This is a genomic window from Solilutibacter tolerans, from assembly GCF_900155935.1.
In the GTDB taxonomy this organism is placed as follows: domain Bacteria; phylum Pseudomonadota; class Gammaproteobacteria; order Xanthomonadales; family Xanthomonadaceae; genus Solilutibacter; species Solilutibacter tolerans.
Genome location: NZ_FTLW01000001.1, coordinates 47,892 through 65,527 on the forward strand (window position 1 = coordinate 47,892; position 17,636 = coordinate 65,527).

Sequence of the window (17,636 nt, forward strand, 5' to 3'; positions counted from 1 at the left end):
ACAAGTGAGAAGGCAGGGCGATCAAGCAGCTCATGGCTGAAAACGGGCCTTAGAGAGTGCCTCGCATGGCGGTTTCAAGATCACTACTTAATCTCTGTCATTAAGCAGCCCTCTGAGCTGTCTGACAGTGGCGGGGCGCTCTGGGACATGAGCCGGTGAGAGGTGTGTGTAACGCTTTAAGGTTGCCCACGATTCGTGCAACGTGAACTGAGCGACCTCATGAATGTCGTAGCCGCGTTCGAATAGGCGGGACGTTGCTTCATGGCGCAAGTCATGAAGATGCAAGTCCTTAATCCCGAGGACCTTCATGCCGCGAGTGAAAGCCGAACTGATGGATTTCGAGTTGTAAGGGAAGATCCGTGGGTCTTCGGTAATAGTTCCATCCGCGTGATGTATCAGCGTGACCGGGGTGCGATCAATGATCGCCCAAGCTTCTTCGGTCATTCGGAAGGTCTTGTTGTTGCCCTTCTTCTTTCGGGGGTGTTTGACGTCCCTTAGAAGTGCCGTGCGATTTGCCCGATCGATGTCTGCCCAGAGCAATCGGGTGATCTCGTCATCTCGGCGTGCAGTGGCAATGGCGAATCGAGTGATCTCACCCATCGGGATCGGGCCGCGCCGATCATCCATATATTCAAGAATGATGACTTCCTCACCTTTGAAGTCCCCATGCGGAAGCTTGAGTCTGCGTTCGCGCTTCTTGGGTTTTCCGACGGTGCCTTCCTGCCAAAGATATGCAGAGGCCTCCTCGAGCTGTGGCAGTGGGGCAGGGACACGCAGGTTGATCGTGATTGCTTTGAAGACTTGCCGTAGCCAAATGATGTCGTTTCCTGCGGTAGAAGGCCCTGCGCCTTGATCGCGGCGACCATCGATGTAAGCGATGAAATCCGCAGCAGTCAGGCGATCTGCGCGCTTGTCTGCCAAAATGCCTAGCTTCAGTCGCGCGAGATCGGCTCGCTTGGTTCGTCCCCAGGGCTCATCTTTGCGTTCCCTGCTTTCGTACCAGGCGACCATCTCGCCGACGGTCATGCGCTTTCCGACTGCCTCACCGCGAGAGCGCTGGCCATCGAGTTCCGCTTCGCGGCGGCGAAGCCATTCCTTTGCTGCCGCAGCCGAGCCGAATGTCTGCGATTCGGTGTGCGTTATCTGACCGTCTCGCTTGAGCCGGATTTGCGCCGTATGCCGCATGGCGCCAGACTTGCTTCGTCTTGAGGTGATGGTTCCCATGAGTGCTACATAGGCATTTGTGTAGCACCTAGTGTAGCACTCGGGGTTCGAGAACCCCCGAAAACTCCCGGAAATACGTTGGCAATGAATCACCCGCAAGCAGCTGAAAAATCAGTAATAAACACCATGAAATCAGTGACATCGAGCGATTTTGTGCTGTCCGTCGCCCCGATGATGGATTGGACTGACACGCATTGCCGGGTCTTCCATCGCATCCTCGCGCCGGACGCGCGCCTGTACACCGAGATGGTGCACGCGAATGCGGTGATCCATGGCGACCGCGCGCAGCTGTTGGCGATGAATCCGGTCGAGCACCCGGTGGCCTTGCAACTGGGTGGCAGCGATCCAGCGCATTTGGCCGAGGCTACCCGGATCGCGGTCGATCACGGTTTCGATGAGGTCAACTTCAACTGCGGCTGCCCTTCCGACCGTGTGCAGGCGGGGCGCTTCGGTGCCTGTCTGATGCGTGAGCCTGCCTTGGTCGCAGATTGCGTGGGCGCGATGGTCGGCGCGGCGGGCAAGGTGCCGGTGACGGTGAAATGCCGCTTGGGCGTGGATGACGATGATGATTACGGCCAGTTCCGAAGCTTCATCGACCAGATTGCCGATGTTGGCTGCGGCCACTTCGTCATTCATGCACGCAATGCGTGGCTGAAGGGCCTGTCGCCCAAGGAAAACCGCGAGGTTCCGCCGCTGCGTTACGACTGGGCGTATCGCCTGAAAGATGAGCGACCGGATCTGCGGATCGAGCTCAATGGCGGCATCCGCGACATCGATACTGCAGAAGGTCAGCGCGGCCGGCTGGATGGGGTGATGCTGGGGCGTGCCGCCTACCACGACCCGTACCTGTTGCACCGGCTCGACAGCCAGTGGGCGGCGCGCGCGGAGCTGCCACGCGCCGACCTCTTGCGACGCTTCCGCCCTTACGTTGAAGCCAAGCTGGCCGATGGAGTTGCGCTCAAGCACATCACCCGGCATTTGCTCGGGCTCTGGCACGGGGAGCCGGGAGGACGCCCGTTTCGCCAGGTACTGAGCGAGCGAGCGCACCTGCCGGGCGCAGGCTGGGGGTTGATCGAGGAGGCCATGGCCGCGCAGTCGGCCGTAGAGGCTCAGCTGGGCAACGCCCGGTGAACCCGTGTGTTACCCACTAACGTTTCCTTAACCAGTTAAGGCCGAGTTCAAAGGCTGCCCCCGACACTGGCTACCCCAGCGGCCTTGGCCGTCTTTCCCTGTGTGCTGGAGTCCTGCCGTGCGCCTTGCCTTGGCCACATCGATCCTTGTGCTGTCATTGCTGCCTGCGGTGGGCGTTGCCCAAGGATTGCCGTTACAGGCTGCCGAGCCGCGCATGCCGACCCGTACGGCTGCCTTTGCGCCGCCGGCCAAGCAGGGCATGCCGGACGCGGTGCGCCGGGTCGAACGCCAGACGGGTGGCCAAGTCTTGAATGTGGAGAGCATGCGCTTTCAAGGGCGGGAGATCCATCGCGTCAAGGTGCTGGAGCCGGGCGGCCGCATCCGTATCATTGTCGATGACCCTGGTCGCGGCAGGCCTGGCCAGGCTGAGCCTGCATTCAGGTCTACACGCGATGATGACAAGGGCAAGCCCAAGCTGTGACCCTCGGCCCTGTTAAGGCCTTCCCGAATTCTGGAGATACTCATGCGAATCTTGCTGGTCGAAGATGAAGCCCCGCTGCGCGAAACCCTGGCGGCGCGCCTGAAGCGCGAAGGCTATGCGGTGGATGCCGCGCAAGACGGTGAAGAAGGCCTGTACATGGGCAAGGAAGTGCCGTTTGACATCGGCATCATCGATCTGGGTCTGCCGAAGATGAGCGGCATGGAGCTGATCAAGGCCCTGCGCGAGGAAGGCAAGCAGTTCCCGATCCTGATCCTGACCGCGCGCTCGAGCTGGCAAGACAAGGTCGATGGCTTGAAGCAGGGTGCCGATGATTACCTGGTCAAGCCGTTCCACGTCGAAGAGCTCCTCGCGCGCATCAACGCGCTGGTGCGCCGCGCCGCCGGTTGGAGCAAGCCGTCGCTGGAATGCGGTCCGGTGGTGCTGGATCTTGCCGCGCAGACGGTGACCGTGCACGGTCAGAACGTTGACCTCACCAGTTACGAGTACAAGGTGCTGGAATATTTGATGATGCATGCCGGCGAATTGGTTTCGAAGGCCGACCTCACCGAGCACATCTACCAGCAGGATTTCGATCGCGATTCCAACGTGCTGGAAGTCTTCATCGGCCGCCTGCGTCGCAAGCTGGACCCGGATGGCAGCCTGAAGCCGATCGAGACCGTGCGCGGCCGCGGTTATCGCTTTGCCATCCCGCGCAACAACGAGGCCTGAGCCTGCCCTGATGACGGTGGTCGCAGATTCGGCCACCGTGAACCGCTTCGATGGCTAACCTGTTCTGGCGCCCCCGTTCGATCGCCACCCGCCAGCTGGTAGCGGCGGGACTGGGATTGGTCGCGTTCCTGGCCCTGGTTGGCGTCGCGCTGGACCGCGCCTTCATCGACACTGCCGAAAGCAATCTCAAGGTGCGCCTGGAGAGCTTCGCCTTGGCGTATGCGGCGGGCAACGAGTTCGATATCGACGGCTATCTGGTGCCGCCCTTCCGCTCGCCGGATCCGCGCCTGGATCGCCCCGGCAGCGGGTTGTATGCCGAGATGATCGTGCCCAGCGGTCCATGGTATTCGACCTCCGCACAAGGGCCGGAGTTGCCAGAGGCGACTACCTTGCCGCGTAACAGCAGCACGTTTGAAGGGCCGTTGCCGATGCGCCAGATCGATGGCAGCGAAGGCCAGGTCTATCGCTATGCGCGCAGCTTCATCTGGACCGATGGCAAGGATGGCGAGATCCCGTACACCATCTACGTGATGGAGGACACGCGTCCGCTGGCCGCGCAAATCAACGTGTTTCGTCGTGCGCTTTGGGTGTATCTCGGCAGCGCGGCGGCGATTTTGTTGATGCTGCAGCTGGTCGCGTTGCGCTGGAGCTTGTCGCCCTTGCGCCAGGTGGTGACGGAGCTCGATCGAGTCAAGGATGGCCGCGCCGCGCGAATGAGCGACTACCACCCGCGTGAGCTCGAGCCGCTGACCGAAAGCATCAACGCTCTGATCGAGAGCGAACGCAAGAACCTGGAGCGTCAGCGCAATACGCTGGCCGATCTTGCGCATAGTTTGAAGACGCCGCTGGCCGTGCTGCGCGCACGTATCGATAGCGAAGCATCCCTGCCGGAATTGCGCGAAGAACTTGACACCCAATTGCATCGCATGAACAGCCTGGTGTCCTATCAGCTATCGCGCGCGGCGTCGGGTGGCCACAAGCTGTTCGCGACGCCCGTGCCGATCCTCCCGCAGGCCGAGCAGATCGTGCTGGGCCTGGAGAAGATCTACGCCAGCAAGGGCGTGCTGTGCGAATTCGAAGTCGATGACGAAGCGCGCTTCTTCGGTGAAACCGGCGACCTGCAGGAAGTGCTCGGCAACTTGCTGGAAAACGCCTTCAAGTGGGCGAAGGCCCGCGTGTTGCTGACGGTCCTGCGTGAGCCGGCGACGAAGGAAGGCGGTCGGGCGCGTCTGATGCTGGCCGTGGACGATGATGGCCCCGGCATCCCGTCGGACAAGGTGGCGGGTCTATTGCAGCGAGGCGTGCGCGGCGACGAGCGCGTGCAGGGTCACGGCATCGGTTTGTCGATCGTGCAGGACATCACCCGCGCCTATGGCGGTGAGCTGCGTGTGGATCGTTCAGAGGAACTGGGCGGCGCACGTTTCGAAGTGCGGCTGCCGTTGCCGCGCTGATTCAACATCGAATTGCGTATCGGCATCCAGCCGATGGCGCAGCCGTAATCCGCTTAGCGGAACATCCCCGGCAGGAAGCTGTGCCAGCGTGGGTTGTTGTTACGCTGGTTGTCGCTACGGGCCGGGCCCTTGCGGGTCTCTGACGTCGTGGCAGGCACGGGACGCTTAGGCGCGGGTGCGCTGTCGTCGTCGCTGGTGGTGGTAGCCCCCGGGTCGCTGCCGATGCTGGATGCCTGCGCAAATGCGCTGCCACTCGCGGTGGCGAGGATCAAAGCGATCAATAAACGCTTGCGCATGCGGGCCGTCCTTGGATGGCAGGGGAATGCCGACTATAGCCTGAATTGATGTCAGCGGCACGACAGCGGGCGGTTTGGGGATAATCCGGGGATGCCGCCCGTCCAACGATCCACCGAAACCGAACCCAGCCGTGCCGAGGCAGAGCGCGCACTCTTACTGCGTCTGGCTGAGGGGCCGGTGTCCGGTGATCGGCTGGCGGGCGAGCTGGGCCTGACCCGTGCGGCCGTCTGGAAGCGGATCGCTGCCCTGCGCCAGGCGGGAGTAGAGGTTGATGCCCAGCCGGGGCAGGGTTATGCCTTGGCGCGGCCACTGGATTTGTTGGATGAAGCCTCCATCCGCCTACACATGCCGGCACACGCGCAACAGCAGCTTGAGTCACTCAACGTGCGCTGGACACTCGACTCCACCAACACGGTGCTGCTTGCCGAGCCGCCCCCTGTGCGCGGGGTCCGCGTGCTCTTGGCCGAGCGCCAGCAAGCAGGGCGTGGCCGTTTGGGCCGCCCTTGGGCATCGCCTTTGGCCGCCAATCTGTATATCTCGCTCGACCGCCAGTTCAACGGCGGGCTGGCGCGCCTGGCCGGCCTGAGTCTGGTGGCCGGCATCGTGGCCGCCGAGGCGCTGCGCGAGGCGACCGGCCTCGACATTCGGCTGAAATGGCCCAACGACTTGTGGCTGGATGGTCGCAAGCTAGGCGGTCTCTTGGTGGAAGGCGGTGGGGAGCATGGCGGCCCCGCGCGCGCAGTGATTGGCCTGGGCTTGAACGTGCGCATGCCCGCGGCGTTCGGCCGTGACATCGACCAGGCCTGGACCGATTTGGCCGCGCAATGCGAGCCGCCATCGCGCAACGTGCTGGCGGCGATCCTGCTGTCTGCTTGGCTGCCGGCGCTGGAGGCTTTTGATCGCGATGGACTCTCGGCTTTCCTGCCGCGATGGCAGGCGCTTGATGCCTTGGCCGGCCAGCGCATTCGTGTAATCAACGGCAATCAGGTGTGCGATGCCGAAGTCTTGGGGCTTGCCAGCGATGGCGGGCTGCGCGTGCGTGATGCCCAAGGCGAACGCACCGTATATTCCGGCGAAGTCAGCGTGAGGCCTGCAGCATGAGTGCGTGGCTATTCGACCTGGGCAATACGCGGCTCAAGTTCGCGCGCGGCAAGGTGGCGAGCGATATCGGTGAGGTGGGCAGTCTTGATCATCATGCCGGTGCTGATTTCAGCGAGTTGCCGGATGAGGTGCGCGGCGATATCGCCTGGGTGTCTGCCGTGGCATCGCCGGCGGTACGGGCGGCCTTGCTGGCGGTGCTGGGGCCGCGCTTTGCGCGCATCAGCTTTGCTCGTACCTTGCCCCGATGTGGCGGGATGCAGATCGCCTATGCCGTGCCGGCGCGCTTGGGTGTTGATCGGTTTTTGTCATTGCTGGCCGCGCGGTCCGCTGGTGATGCCGTGTTGGTATGTGGCGTCGGCACGGCCTTGACGCTGGATCTGTTGGATGCGAGCGGGCTGCACCGTGGCGGGCGTATCGCCCCATCGCCCACCTTGATGCGTGAAAGTCTGCATGCGCGTGCCCGGCAGCTACCGCTTGATGGCGGGACTTACGCCGAATTTGCCGATGACACCATCGATGCGCTGGCCTCGGGCTGCGAAGGAGCGGCGTTGGCGCTTATCCAGCGCAGCCGTGATGAGGCCGCACGTCTGTTGGGTGCGATGCCGCGGTTGTGGCTGCACGGCGGCGGGGCACCCGCATTGCAAGCGCGTATCCACGATGCCGAAAGCAAGCCGCGGCTGGTATTGGAAGGGTTGGCGCGATACGCGGCGCTGGGCGATGCGTCATCGCCAGATCTGGCCCGCTAGAATCCAGGCCATGATCACGCGCATGCTTTTCGTGTTGTTGTTGATGTTGAATCTGGGAGTGGCGGCCTGGTGGGCCTTCCATCGTCCTGCACCGCCGCCTGCAGCCGCGCCGTTGGATGCGGCAGTGCCTACGCTCGAGCTGGTGCGTGCGGCAGACGCAACATCAACCACGCCGCCAGCCACAGCCCCGGTCGAGCCCGCGCCAGCCGCCGAAGCCACATCGACACCTGCCCCCGCGGCAACCGTCGCTGCGCCTGCGGCCATGGTCTGCGCAAGTTTCGGCCCGTATGGTGATGAGGCGGCTGTGCAAGTGGCGCGTGGTCGTCTTGCTCAGCCCGGCGTACAAGCAAGCGTGCGCAGTGTCGGCGGCGCGAATGCACGTGGTTACAACGTCGTCATGCCGCCCCTGGCCAATCGGGATGCAGCGGTAGCCATGGCCGAGCGCTTGCGCACCGCGGGCTTCAGTGACCTGGTGGTGCGCAATGAAGGCGAGGCGGCGAACGGCATCGCGCTGGGCCGTTTCGGATCAGAAGAGAATGCGCGTCGCCATCAGGCCGCATTGCAGGCGAAGGGATTTGCCGCGCAAGTCGAGCCCGTCGGCGGCGCGGGTGCAAGTTATTGGTTGGATGTACGTGCGCCCGCAGGCTTCGATGCGAACACCCAGCGCACACGCTTGGGCGCGGCACAGGCCCAAGCACTTGCTTGCTCGGCCTGACCCGCCGCGTCGGCTAGAATAGGCAGCTTCGCCGGCTTAGCTCAGTTGGTAGAGCAACCGCCTTGTAAGCGGTAGGTCGTCAGTTCGACTCTGACAGCCGGCACCATCAGGATATTCCGATGCGTGCTGATTACTCCCCCGTCTCCATTTTTGGCGTGCCGACCGATGTCGGTGCCGCCCATCGCGGGGCTTCGATGGGCCCGGAAGCGCTGCGTGTGGCGAATCTGGCCGAAGCCATTGCCCGTCGCGGCGTGGACGTGCGTGACCTGGGCGATGTTGCGGGCCCGCGTAATCCACTGACCGGCCCGGTCGATGGTTACCGTCATTTGGACGAAGTCGTCGCTTGGAACCAGGCTGTGTTCGACATGAGCTCGCAAGAGCTTGTTGCCGGGCGCATGCCGATCATGCTGGGTGGTGACCATTGCCTCGCCATTGGCTCGATTGCTGCTGTCGCCGCACATGCGCGCGCGCAAGGCAAGAAGCTGCGCGTGTTGTGGCTCGACGCCCATGCCGATTTCAATACTTCCGAGATCACGCCTTCGGGCAACATCCACGGTATGCCGGTGGCTTGCTTGTGCGGCCTGGGTCCGGATGTACTGGTCAACCTGGGCGCGCCTGGTCCCGCGCTGAAAGCCGACGAGATTCGCCAGATCGGCATTCGCTCGGTGGATCGTGGCGAGAAACGTTTGGTCAAAGAACACGGCCTCGATATCTACGACATGCGCTACATCGACGAGATCGGCATGCGTCGGGTCATGGAAGAAGCGTTGGAAGGTGTCGATGCCGATACCCACCTGCATGTCAGCTTCGATGTCGACATGCTGGATCCATCCATCGCGCCGGGCACTGGCACGCGCGTTCCGGGTGGCGTGAATTACCGAGAAGCGCAGTTGATGATGGAGATGATCGCGGACACCGGCTGCATGGCGTCGTTGGATCTGGTGGAAGTGAATCCTGCGCTGGACAAGCGCAATGCCACGGCGCGGTTGGCTGTGCAATTGGTCGAGAGCTTGTTTGGAAAATCGACGTTGATGCGCGACTGACGTCGCTTTTTTTGCTGAATGCATCCCCGTTGTTCAGGGTGCGTTCCCGCGCGGGGCACAAACTCGGGGCTGGTTCCACATCGGCTTCACGGCGCGATGGGTTCCATGTAGCGGGTACGGCCTAGGTGCCGGACGAACTTCCCCCCACACAAGGAGATTCTCATGAAGCGTTTGATGGCCGTGATGTTGCTTGCCATGTTTTCGATGGGCCTGACCGCCTGTAACACCGTTGCCGGCGCCGGCAAGGATGTGCAGAAGGTCGGCGAAAAGGTCGAAGACAAAGCGCAGGATTGCAAAGACGGCAAGTGCTGATCCAGCGTCTTGCTTGAGACTTGAGAAAGGCCAGGGAAACCTGGCCTTTTTCATTGGGGCCATCGTCATGCAGATATCTGCCAACCGGATGTCGATGGCGTGATGGCGAATTTCGTGCAATGAAAAGGCCGCATGATCGCGGCCTTTTCTGTCTCAACGCAGAAGCAATTTATTCGCTATCGATCATGCGCTCAAATTCTTTGATTTCTTTTTCGGCGCGATCACGATCCCAGCCATATTGTTCTTGCAGCTTGCCACTGAGGTATTCGGTGCTGCCTTCTGCAACATCGAAAACATCGTTGGTCAGGTCGCCCCATTGAATCTGTGCCTTGCCTTTGATCTGGCTCCATTTGCCAGCAATGATGTCCTTGTTCATCTCGTGCTCCTGTCTCAGGGGGAATCGCGCATTAATAATTTGAAGAATTGCGCGTGCAGCGGTGGCCGCAACAACCATCCTCCGCTCATGCATGTAAAGAGCGGATGAAGGATCCGTTGGTATGGCGTGAGCGTGGTTCAGCAGTTCATCTCACACGCGCCTTAATAGGCAGGCGGATCCGGTACAAAGCCGCTGGGGAATGCACGTGGCGGCTTGGGGTAACGGGTTGAATGGCGCGGGAGTACGCCTGCGGCGCGCAATCCGTTTTCATCGTCGTAGCGCAGCTCGGTGAGCTGAATCGGGCGATGACTGGCGCGGACGAATTCGGTGCTTGCCACCGGTGACCACTGGCCCTCGCCATGACCGGTACCGATACGTTGTTGCGGTTCGCTGGGGGCGGGAGTTGCATCGGCCATCGCTTCATTGGCAGCACCCGCGGCGCTACTGCGCGTGGATTGCGGCATGGGCGCCGAATACACCGGGCGGTTGACCCGCTCGGCAAACACCGCGATGCCGACTACACCGACGTTATCCGGGCGTCCGGTACGTGCGGCGTAGCTATCGGGCAAATCGGTAAACACGAAGCGGGCCGATTCCTCCATCGATTTGCGCCAGCCATCAATTTCGGCCGATTGCCAGGGGTCGAGCACATAGCCAGTTTGGTTGGACGCGGCGGTTTGGCCGGTAACCGCATTGACCCCGTCGATGGACAGCACGACCATCACGCGGCGATCGCTTTGATTAGTTAGGCGTACTTGATAGGCGCGTCCGGGTTGCCCCGGCACCCATTGCTGGCCGCGATGGCCGTAGATGGGCAGTTCACCGCCTGCTTCATCAACCAGAGATACCGAAACAGGCTGGCCTGCCTGGCCGGGCAGTGCACCATAGGGTGCGACGGCGCTTTGCGAGGGGCAGGCGACCAACATCGCCAGCGTGGTGATCAAAAGACTCTTGGAAAAAACGGTCATGGCAAGGTTTCCTTGAAGGGGCCTTGATGACAACGCGCCACTCGGTGGAACGGGGTTGAGGCCAAGTAAACTAGCTGCTTTACCGTCAACTTCGGCCTGAAATGTCCGCTCGCCCCACCCGCATCCTTACTGGCATCACCACCTCCGGCACGCCGCACCTGGGCAATTACGCGGGTGCAATCCGTCCGGCCCTGGTCAGCGCTCAATCGGCTGATGTCGAGAATTTCTATTTCCTCGCCGACTACCACGCACTGGTGAAGTGCGGCGACCCGGCGCGTGTGCAGCGCTCAACGCTGGAGATCGCGGCGACGTGGCTGGCCTGCGGTCTCGATCCTGCCAAGGTCTGGTTCTATCGCCAAAGCGACATCCCGGAAATTCCGGAGTTGATGTGGTTTCTCACCTGTGTTGCCGGCAAGGGCCTGCTCAATCGCGCGCATGCTTACAAGGCGGCGGTCGACAAGAACCGCGCAGAAGGCGAGGACGATGATGCCGGCATCACCGGCGGGCTCTATATGTATCCCGTGCTGATGGCCGCGGACATCCTCATCTTCAACGCGGACAAGGTGCCGGTGGGACGCGACCAGATCCAGCACATCGAGATGGCGCGCGATTTCGGTCAGCGCTTCAACCATCTTTACGGCGAGCATTTCGTGTTGCCCGAGGTGGTGATCGAAGAGAGCGTCGCCACTTTGCCGGGACTGGATGGCCGCAAGATGTCGAAGAGTTACGACAACACCATCCCGCTGTTTGCACCGCCTGCCGAATTGAAGAAGCTGATCATGGGCATCGTCACTGATTCGCGCATGCCAGGTGAGGCGAAGGACACCTCGGACTCGGCGCTGTTCCAGTTGTATCAGGCTTTCTCGACACCCGAGGAAACCGCGGCGATGCGCGAGGCTTTTGCGCAGGGGATTGGCTGGGGCGATGCCAAGCAGCAGCTCTTCGAGCAGATCGATCGGCAAGTCGCACCGATGCGTGAAAAATACGAAGCGCTTATCGCCAAACCTGATGCGATCGAGGCAATCTTGCGTGATGGCGCGGCGCGCCTGCGTGCCCGTTATGCGACGCCGGCGCTGGCGGAATTGCGTCGGGCCGTGGGCTTGCGCGATCTGTCGGTCGTCGCGGCGCAGGCTGTGCCTGAGCGTCGCCACAAGCGTGCCCTTCCAACCTTCAAGCAATACCGCGAGGCCGACGGCAAGTTCTATTTCAAGCTGATGCAGGGTGATCGCGAATTGCTGGTCAGCCTGGGCTTTGATTCCCCGCGTGAAGCCGGGCAGCAGATCGCCGTGATGAAAACGGGCGAGGCAGGCAGTGCTTATGTCTTGTCCCCCGGGGTGGGCGCTGAGGACGTGGCGGCTGCGCTGGCCGCATTTCGTGACGACGCTCAGGATTAAGCCGCGTTTTAGTTGCCGTTCAAGCAGTCGCGCGCCACTCCCCCTACTCTTGGGGCCAACGCCGCGTGGGGTGGTAATCGCGGTTTATTGTCGTCGTGTGTACTGATGGAAAACGTCATCTCATTGCCGCTTGATCGTGACCGTGACGCTAGAGAGCGTCGGCGGCAGGAGGCGCTTGACCGTCTGGAAATCGTCGATACGCAGGCCGAAACCGCGTACGACGATTTGGCACGTTTGGCGCAGACCTTGTGCGGAGCGCCGATTGCACTGGTATCACTGGTCGATCGAAACCGGCAATGGTTCAAGGCGAGGATCGGTACCGAGCTGCAATCGATACCGCGCGAGATATCGTTCTGCGATCACGCGATCAGGCAGCCTGATCGGATCATGGAAGTGGCCGATGCGCATGAAGATGCGCGCTTCGCCAACAATCCCTTGGTGCTTGGAGAGCCGCATGTGCGCTTTTACGCGGGCATGCCCATCCTGACCCAGGATGGTGAAGCCGTCGGTGCGATTTGTGTGGTGGATCACATGCCGAGGGCGCTGAATCCGGAGCAGCGTGAGGGCTTGGCTGCCTTGGCGCGGCAGGCTACCTTGCTGCTTGAAGTGCGTGGCTTCCTTGCCAAGCAACGGGCGATCATGTCTGCGCATGACGATGACACGCGTCGCTTGCTTGCCGGGCAGGACGCCTTGCGACAGCACAATGCCCATCTGCAGGATGTCGCATGGCGAGACCCATTGACGGGGCTGCTCAATCGGGCAGGTATGGAAGCACTGCGTGCGAACAGTCGTGTCATGGCGAGGGTGCGTAATGCACCGTATTGCGTTGCATTGGCCGATGTCGATCGCTTCAAGCAGGTCAATGACGAGTATGGTCACGCCATCGGTGACGACATCCTATGTGCAGTTGCAGATGTCATCCGCAGCAATATCCGGCGTGGTGATTATGCAGGCAGGCTGGGTGGCGAAGAGTTCGTCGTGCTTTGGCCATCGACCAACCTTGAGCAGGCCCGCGAGATCGCGGAGCGCATACGGCATGGGGTGGAGCGATTGAAGCTGGACGCGCCGGTCACTATTTCTATCGGCTTGATCGAGGGTGATGCTGCCGAGGAAAGCCGTCGCGAATCGCTCGAGCGTGCGGACCGTACGCTATATGAAGCCAAGCGAGTTGGTCGCAATCGTGTGGTGGCCGATACTCAAACCCGTTACTGGCGTTAATCCTTTGGCGCTGGCCATGTGTGCGGCGCTTGCCCGCGTGAGGGATCTTTCATCTTCACCACGCAAAAGCGCTGTCCGGTCGGTGCTTCCATCACCCACCAGCGCTTGACGAAGGCAATCTTCTTCGCGCCGAGTTTCTCAAGGCGTTCGGCTTCAGCATCGATGTCATCCGATTCGATATCCAGGTGCACGCGCGAGGGATGATCGACCTTCTGCACCTCGATGTGCAGGTCGCCTGGTGTGTTGCCCAGCATCTGGTAATCGGCGGTGTCATCGCCTGCATCACGATTAGCGACCGTGCACCCCAGCGCCTGTGCCCAGAAATCGGCGGCGGCGTCCAGATCGCCCGTATTGCAATCGATGATGAAGCCGGACAGGCGGCTGCGGTGGCTCATGCGAAGTTCTCCCGAGACCGGTGCATCCCCGTCAGTCGATGATCGGCAAGCCGAGGTCCTTGCGCAGCGCGTTGTGTTCCTGCTTGGCGATCTTGCGCGGAATGGCCAAGATCATGCCGGGTGCGCCCAGCGGAACTTCGCCAGGTTGCGGCTGGCGAGTCAACGGGTTGAGCATGCCGACGTAGGACTCCAGATTCAGCTGGCCATCACCAACGCACACATCCAGAAACGTCGGTTGCCCCTTATTGCCACCGACGTTTTTCTGATAGCGCAGCCGTGTAGCGCTATCGTCTGCGCGCTGATAGCCGTGTGCTTCGGCCCAACGTTCGATCATGGCACGCGTTTCAGGCGTATCCGCAGTCGCAACGCTGTCCCGCGTGTAGCCACTGGCTTGTGCCTTGCCAGCGCTGCGCTTGATCAACCAGAAGCCGATGGCAATGGCGATCACGATCAGAAGCATCAACTTACCCATGGGGCTCTCCTTGTCTGGGTGGGGGCAGGGCCGGCTTAGTTCGGGCGGCCCATGTCGTCGAGCAGCGCCTTGAGGAAGCGCGCCGCCTCGCCGCCGGTACAGGCGCGATGGTCGAAGGTGAGTGAGATCGGCAGGCGGCGATGCACTTCGATGCCGCCGATGACGGCCACGACATCGTGCGAGAGTTTGCCTGCGCCGATGATCGCCACGCACGGCGGGACGACGACCGGCGTGGCGTAGCGGCCCGCGAACATGCCGAAGTTGCTGAGCGAGATGGTGTAGCCCATCAGCTCGCCTTGCGGGATGCTGCGATCTTCCACTTGCGCGCGCAGGCGCTGGATGCCGGCGCGCACGCCCGCCGCATCGAGCATGTCGGCATTGCGCAGCGCAGGCACGAATAGGCCGTCATCGGTATCGACGGCGATGCCAATGTCCACGTGCGGATGCAGCGTGCGGGTCAGCTTCTCGCCATCGAACCACGCATTGAGCGCCGGCACTTGCTTGCACGCCGCCACGATCGCGCGCACCAGGCGGGCAGTGATGTCCTGCTTGCCGATCCACGCATGCAGGTCGGCATCGTCCACCAACGTGGTCGGAACGACCTTCGCGTGCGCATCCGACATCACGCGGGCCATGTTGCGGCGCACGCCCTTGAGCTGCTCCGGCTGGCCGCTGGCGGCGACGCTCGGCGGTTGCGTGCGCATCGGCTTGCCGCCTTGCGACAGCGTGCTGCGTTGCGCAGGCGCGGCGTCGGCAGCGCGCGCGGCCTGGAATTGCTCGCGCAGGCCTGCGGCGGTGACCTTGGGTGCGCCGGCGGGCGCCAGCTGCGACGGATCAGCCGCGGCTTGCTTCACGTCCTGCATGGTGACTGTGCCATCGGGGCCACTTGCGCGCACGCGGGCGATGTCGATGCCGAGCTTCCTCGCCATCGCGCGCACGGCAGGCACGGCCTTCACGCCGCCCACGGCCATCGCGGCTTCGCTGCGCACGGAATCGCCGACCTGCATCGCGCCGACCACGGTGCCAGCATCGGCCTTCGCATTCGTGTTGCTGGCTTCCGGCTGCTTCTCGTCCGTGTCGGCAATCGCGCCGCCTTCGCTGGAGGCGACGACCTTGTCGTCCGGCGCGGGGTCGTGCGAGCCCACGCTATGCCCACCGCCGTGGTGATGGCCCGTGTCCTGGCCTTCGGCACGCTGCGGCATCGACATGTCCATCTCGAACTCGGCCAACATGCTGCCGGTGATGATGATGTCGCCTGCAGCGCCTGCGAGTTTCGTCACCTTGCCGCTGACCGGCGAGGGCACGTCGACGACGGCCTTGGCGGTTTCCATCGAGACGAGGTTGTCGTCCAGCTTGATGACATCGCCTTCCTTGACGTGCCATTCGACGATGGTCGCGTCGGGCAGGCCTTCGCCAAGATCGGGGAGAAAAAAAGTCTTCTTGCTCATGGGGCTTCCTTAAGAGTGCGCCATCGCGCGCTTGGACGCCGCGACGATCTTGTCCACGCTGGGCAGGTACTTCATTTCCAGACGGAACAAGGGGATGTGGGTGTCGTAACCGGTGACGCGCTCGACCGGTGCCAAGAGATCGAACAGGCATTCCTCGGCGACGCGGGCGGCGATCTCCGCGCCGAAGCCCGCGGTCTTCGCGGCCTCGTGCACGATGACGCAACGGCCGGTCTTGGCGACGGATTCGGCGATGGTGTCGAAGTCGAGCGGCTTGAGCGTCGCGACATCGATCACTTCCGCGCTGATGCCCTCACTCGCGAGTTTCTCCGCAGCTTCGAGCGTCTCTTTCACTTGCGCGCCCCAGGTGACGAGGGTGATGTCGCTGCCATCGCGCAGCACGAAGCAGACATCGAGCGGCAGCGCTTCGCCATCATCCGGCACCAGCTCCTTGTACTGGCGATAGATGCGCTTGGGCTCCATGTAGATGACTGGGTCCGGGTCGCGGATGGCGGCGAGCAGCAGGCCATAGGCGCGTGCAGGCGATGAGGGCATCACCACGCGCAAACCGGGCACGTTGGTGAAGATGGACTCGTTCGCCTCGCTGTGATGCTCCGGTGCGCGGATGCCGCCGCCCCACGGTACGCGCAGCACCATCGGGCACGTCAGTCGGCCGCGGGTGCGGTAACGCATGCGCGCGGCGTGGCAGACGATGAAGTCCACCATCGGATACATGAAGCCGTCGAACTGCGCTTCGGCCACCGGCTTCATGCCTTGCGAGGCCATGCCGACGGTAAGGCCCGCGATCGTGGTTTCGTCGAGCGGCGTGTCGAGGATGCGCTCAGGGCCGAAGGTGGCGGAGAGGCCCGCGGTCGCGCGGAACACGCCGCCGTTGACGCCGACATCCTCACCCAACACGACGACGCTGTCGTCGTTGCGCAGTTCATACGCTAGCGCTTGGGTGATTGCTTCGATCAGTGCAATGGGTTGGTCGCTCATGCGCGTGCCTCCTTGGCGGCCTTGTCCAGGGCGATGGCTTCCTCGCGCTGCGCGAGCACATCGGCCGGCATGTCGCCGTAGAGGTAATCGAACATCGCTTCTACCGGCTGCACCGGCGTTTCAAGGTAGGCGTTGATCTCGGTGTCGACCACCTTGCCGCATTCATCGATCCAGGCTTTCTCTTGTTCCTCATCCCACAACTTGAGGTCGGTGAGGTATTTGCGCAGGCGCAGGAAAGGCTCGCGGGTCCAGGCATCCTTCACTTCCTCTTCGCCGCGATAACGGCGCGCGTCATCGGCGGTGGTGTGATCGTGCAGGCGATAGGTCATGAATTCGATCACGCTGCCGCCTTCGCCCTTGCGTGCGCGCTCGGTGGCGCGGCGCATGGCTTCGAGCACGGCGATCAAATCATTGCCGTCGACTTGCAAGCAGTGCAGGCCGCCGGCCAAGCCTTTCTGCGCCAGAGTTTCGGCACCGGTCTGTGCCTTGCGCGGCACCGAGATCGCCCAGCCGTTGTTGATCACGCAGAGCACCAGCGGGAGTTGATACGCACCGCCGGAGTTCACCGCCGCGTAGAAGTCGGTCTTGGACGAGCCACCGTCACCACAGCAGGCGACGGCGACGCGCTTCTGGTTACGCAGCTTGAACGACAGCGCCGCACCCGCGGCCATCAGGCATTGGGTGGAGATCGGCACGCACCACGGGTAATCGTTGCGCGGCACTTCGAAATCGTTACCGCGCTCGTCGCCTCCCCAATACATCAGCACGTCGCGCGGCTTCACTCCGCGCATGAATTGCGCGCCGTACTCGCGATAGCTGGGGGCGAAGACATCGTCCGGCGTCATCGACGCGCCGATGCCCACGTGCGTGGCTTCGTGGCCCAGGCAGGCGGCATAGGTGCCCAGTTTGCCGGTGCGCTGCAGTGCGATGGCTTTGGTGTCGAAGGTGCGCACGAACAACATGCGCTTGAATAGGGGCACTAGCTTGGCCGGGTCATCCACCGCAGGGGGCAGTGGGCCGGCAAGGGTGCCGTCCGGTTTCAGGCATTGCAGGTATTCGATCTTGAACTCGGCAGCTAAGGACATGCAGGCATCCGATGGACTGATGGTGCATTCATGATAACGAGCGTGCGCTAAGGT

20 protein-coding genes and 1 tRNA gene are annotated in these 17,636 nt (G+C 62.4%); 12 read left to right on the plus strand and 9 right to left on the minus strand.

All coding sequences use genetic code 11. From position 1 onward, the window contains the following. Positions 1–87: 87 nt before the first annotated feature. On the minus strand, positions 88–1,224 hold the full coding sequence (locus BW989_RS00200; protein ID WP_076584510.1) for a tyrosine-type recombinase/integrase: 1,137 nt from the start codon (positions 1,222–1,224) through the stop codon (positions 88–90). Positions 1,225–1,350: 126 nt separating this feature from the next. Between BW989_RS00200 and dusA the strand changes: the two genes are divergently transcribed. The 4 genes from dusA (at position 1,351) to BW989_RS00220 (ending at position 5,016) form a co-directional block, all read left to right on the plus strand. Then, positions 1,351–2,355, plus strand: coding sequence for a tRNA dihydrouridine(20/20a) synthase DusA (gene dusA / locus BW989_RS00205; protein WP_076584511.1), 1,005 nt, complete (start codon positions 1,351–1,353; stop codon positions 2,353–2,355). A 118-nt stretch (positions 2,356–2,473) separates the two neighbouring features. Beyond that, the gene (locus BW989_RS00210) at positions 2,474–2,836 is read left to right on the plus strand and encodes a PepSY domain-containing protein (RefSeq protein WP_242651187.1); all 363 of its coding nucleotides are present in this window, start codon (positions 2,474–2,476) and stop codon (positions 2,834–2,836) included. 42 nt (positions 2,837–2,878) lie between these two features. After that, positions 2,879–3,565 (plus strand): response regulator transcription factor, encoded by a 687-nt coding sequence (locus tag BW989_RS00215; RefSeq protein WP_076584512.1) that lies wholly within the window; start codon positions 2,879–2,881, stop codon positions 3,563–3,565. 50 nt (positions 3,566–3,615) lie between these two features. After that, positions 3,616–5,016, plus strand: a complete 1,401-nt coding sequence (locus BW989_RS00220) for an ATP-binding protein (protein ID WP_076584513.1) — start codon at positions 3,616–3,618, stop codon at positions 5,014–5,016. 53 nt (positions 5,017–5,069) lie between these two features. Here the strand turns inward: BW989_RS00220 and BW989_RS00225 are convergent, their stop codons facing one another. After that, positions 5,070–5,312 (minus strand): hypothetical protein, encoded by a 243-nt coding sequence (locus tag BW989_RS00225; protein WP_076584514.1) that lies wholly within the window; start codon positions 5,310–5,312, stop codon positions 5,070–5,072. A gap of 91 nt (positions 5,313–5,403) precedes the next feature. Here BW989_RS00225 and BW989_RS00230 point away from each other — a divergent pair, with 91 nt between their 5' ends. The 6 genes from BW989_RS00230 to BW989_RS00255 all read left to right on the plus strand — a co-directional run bounded on the left by BW989_RS00230 (position 5,404) and on the right by BW989_RS00255 (position 9,230). Continuing rightward, positions 5,404–6,414 carry a biotin--[acetyl-CoA-carboxylase] ligase gene (locus BW989_RS00230; protein WP_076584515.1) on the plus strand — a complete coding sequence of 337 codons (1,011 nt, stop codon included), beginning with the start codon at positions 5,404–5,406 and terminating at the stop codon, positions 6,412–6,414. After that, positions 6,411–7,160, plus strand: a complete 750-nt coding sequence (locus BW989_RS00235; RefSeq protein WP_076584516.1) for a type III pantothenate kinase — start codon at positions 6,411–6,413, stop codon at positions 7,158–7,160. Before BW989_RS00230 ends, BW989_RS00235 begins: the two co-directional genes overlap by 4 nt. A gap of 10 nt (positions 7,161–7,170) precedes the next feature. Continuing rightward, the gene (locus BW989_RS00240; RefSeq protein ID WP_076584517.1) at positions 7,171–7,875 is read left to right on the plus strand and encodes an SPOR domain-containing protein; all 705 of its coding nucleotides are present in this window, start codon (positions 7,171–7,173) and stop codon (positions 7,873–7,875) included. 30 nt (positions 7,876–7,905) lie between these two features. Then, a tRNA-Thr gene (locus BW989_RS00245) sits at positions 7,906–7,981 on the plus strand. 13 nt (positions 7,982–7,994) lie between these two features. Then, the gene (gene rocF, locus BW989_RS00250; protein WP_076584518.1) at positions 7,995–8,918 is read left to right on the plus strand and encodes an arginase; all 924 of its coding nucleotides are present in this window, start codon (positions 7,995–7,997) and stop codon (positions 8,916–8,918) included. Positions 8,919–9,080: 162 nt separating this feature from the next. Beyond that, positions 9,081–9,230 carry an entericidin A/B family lipoprotein gene (locus BW989_RS00255; protein WP_076584519.1) on the plus strand — a complete coding sequence of 50 codons (150 nt, stop codon included), beginning with the start codon at positions 9,081–9,083 and terminating at the stop codon, positions 9,228–9,230. Between the two features lie 169 nt (positions 9,231–9,399). Here the strand turns inward: BW989_RS00255 and BW989_RS00260 are convergent, their stop codons facing one another. Together BW989_RS00260 and BW989_RS00265 are read right to left on the minus strand one after the other, a co-directional pair. Further along, on the minus strand, positions 9,400–9,606 hold the full coding sequence (locus BW989_RS00260; RefSeq protein WP_076584520.1) for a CsbD family protein: 207 nt from the start codon (positions 9,604–9,606) through the stop codon (positions 9,400–9,402). A 161-nt stretch (positions 9,607–9,767) separates the two neighbouring features. Next, on the minus strand, positions 9,768–10,574 hold the full coding sequence (locus BW989_RS00265; RefSeq protein ID WP_129582773.1) for a hypothetical protein: 807 nt from the start codon (positions 10,572–10,574) through the stop codon (positions 9,768–9,770). Between the two features lie 101 nt (positions 10,575–10,675). Here BW989_RS00265 and BW989_RS00270 point away from each other — a divergent pair, with 101 nt between their 5' ends. Then, positions 10,676–11,968, plus strand: coding sequence for a tryptophan--tRNA ligase (locus BW989_RS00270; protein ID WP_076584521.1), 1,293 nt, complete (start codon positions 10,676–10,678; stop codon positions 11,966–11,968). Between the two features lie 105 nt (positions 11,969–12,073). After that, the gene (locus tag BW989_RS00275) at positions 12,074–13,186 is read left to right on the plus strand and encodes a GGDEF domain-containing protein (RefSeq protein ID WP_076584522.1); all 1,113 of its coding nucleotides are present in this window, start codon (positions 12,074–12,076) and stop codon (positions 13,184–13,186) included. Here the strand turns inward: BW989_RS00275 and BW989_RS00280 are convergent. From BW989_RS00280 to pdhA, 5 genes are read right to left on the minus strand one after another with little or no spacing between them, the layout of a single operon-like run. Beyond that, positions 13,183–13,581: a VOC family protein gene (locus BW989_RS00280; protein WP_076584523.1), complete on the minus strand. Its 399-nt coding sequence runs from the start codon at positions 13,579–13,581 to the stop codon at positions 13,183–13,185. The genes BW989_RS00275 and BW989_RS00280 overlap by 4 nt on opposite strands. Positions 13,582–13,612: 31 nt before the next feature. Next, the gene (locus tag BW989_RS00285) at positions 13,613–14,053 is read right to left on the minus strand and encodes a hypothetical protein (RefSeq protein WP_076584524.1); all 441 of its coding nucleotides are present in this window, start codon (positions 14,051–14,053) and stop codon (positions 13,613–13,615) included. Between the two features lie 35 nt (positions 14,054–14,088). After that, entirely contained in the window at positions 14,089–15,501 is a 1,413-nt protein-coding gene (locus tag BW989_RS00290) for a dihydrolipoamide acetyltransferase family protein (protein WP_076584525.1), read from the minus strand. Between the two features lie 9 nt (positions 15,502–15,510). Next, entirely contained in the window at positions 15,511–16,497 is a 987-nt protein-coding gene (locus BW989_RS00295; RefSeq protein WP_076584526.1) for an alpha-ketoacid dehydrogenase subunit beta, read from the minus strand. After that, positions 16,494–17,582: a pyruvate dehydrogenase (acetyl-transferring) E1 component subunit alpha gene (gene pdhA, locus BW989_RS00300; RefSeq protein ID WP_076584527.1), complete on the minus strand. Its 1,089-nt coding sequence runs from the start codon at positions 17,580–17,582 to the stop codon at positions 16,494–16,496. Before pdhA ends, BW989_RS00295 begins: the two co-directional genes overlap by 4 nt. Positions 17,583–17,636: the final 54 nt, after the last annotated feature.

What these genes read in the sequence shown, in the direction of transcription:
- BW989_RS00265 (WP_129582773.1), bottom strand. Translation starts at nt 10,574, where the DNA reads ATGACCGTTTTTTCCAAGAGTCTTTTGATCACCACGCTGGCGATGTTG.
- BW989_RS00255 (WP_076584519.1), top strand. Translation starts at nt 9,081, where the DNA reads ATGAAGCGTTTGATGGCCGTGATGTTGCTTGCCATGTTTTCGATGGGC.
- BW989_RS00270 (WP_076584521.1), top strand. Translation starts at nt 10,676, where the DNA reads ATGTCCGCTCGCCCCACCCGCATCCTTACTGGCATCACCACCTCCGGC.
- BW989_RS00290 (WP_076584525.1), bottom strand. Translation starts at nt 15,501, where the DNA reads ATGAGCAAGAAGACTTTTTTTCTCCCCGATCTTGGCGAAGGCCTGCCC.
- BW989_RS00275 (WP_076584522.1), top strand. Translation starts at nt 12,074, where the DNA reads ATGGAAAACGTCATCTCATTGCCGCTTGATCGTGACCGTGACGCTAGA.
- BW989_RS00260 (WP_076584520.1), bottom strand. Translation starts at nt 9,606, where the DNA reads ATGAACAAGGACATCATTGCTGGCAAATGGAGCCAGATCAAAGGCAAG.
- BW989_RS00215 (WP_076584512.1), top strand. Translation starts at nt 2,879, where the DNA reads ATGCGAATCTTGCTGGTCGAAGATGAAGCCCCGCTGCGCGAAACCCTG.
- BW989_RS00285 (WP_076584524.1), bottom strand. Translation starts at nt 14,053, where the DNA reads ATGGGTAAGTTGATGCTTCTGATCGTGATCGCCATTGCCATCGGCTTC.
- BW989_RS00235 (WP_076584516.1), top strand. Translation starts at nt 6,411, where the DNA reads ATGAGTGCGTGGCTATTCGACCTGGGCAATACGCGGCTCAAGTTCGCG.
- BW989_RS00295 (WP_076584526.1), bottom strand. Translation starts at nt 16,497, where the DNA reads ATGAGCGACCAACCCATTGCACTGATCGAAGCAATCACCCAAGCGCTA.
- dusA (WP_076584511.1), top strand. Translation starts at nt 1,351, where the DNA reads ATGAAATCAGTGACATCGAGCGATTTTGTGCTGTCCGTCGCCCCGATG.
- pdhA (WP_076584527.1), bottom strand. Translation starts at nt 17,582, where the DNA reads ATGTCCTTAGCTGCCGAGTTCAAGATCGAATACCTGCAATGCCTGAAA.
- BW989_RS00220 (WP_076584513.1), top strand. Translation starts at nt 3,616, where the DNA reads ATGGCTAACCTGTTCTGGCGCCCCCGTTCGATCGCCACCCGCCAGCTG.
- BW989_RS00280 (WP_076584523.1), bottom strand. Translation starts at nt 13,581, where the DNA reads ATGAGCCACCGCAGCCGCCTGTCCGGCTTCATCATCGATTGCAATACG.
- BW989_RS00200 (WP_076584510.1), bottom strand. Translation starts at nt 1,224, where the DNA reads ATGGGAACCATCACCTCAAGACGAAGCAAGTCTGGCGCCATGCGGCAT.
- BW989_RS00240 (WP_076584517.1), top strand. Translation starts at nt 7,171, where the DNA reads ATGATCACGCGCATGCTTTTCGTGTTGTTGTTGATGTTGAATCTGGGA.
- BW989_RS00225 (WP_076584514.1), bottom strand. Translation starts at nt 5,312, where the DNA reads ATGCGCAAGCGTTTATTGATCGCTTTGATCCTCGCCACCGCGAGTGGC.
- BW989_RS00230 (WP_076584515.1), top strand. Translation starts at nt 5,404, where the DNA reads ATGCCGCCCGTCCAACGATCCACCGAAACCGAACCCAGCCGTGCCGAG.
- rocF (WP_076584518.1), top strand. Translation starts at nt 7,995, where the DNA reads ATGCGTGCTGATTACTCCCCCGTCTCCATTTTTGGCGTGCCGACCGAT.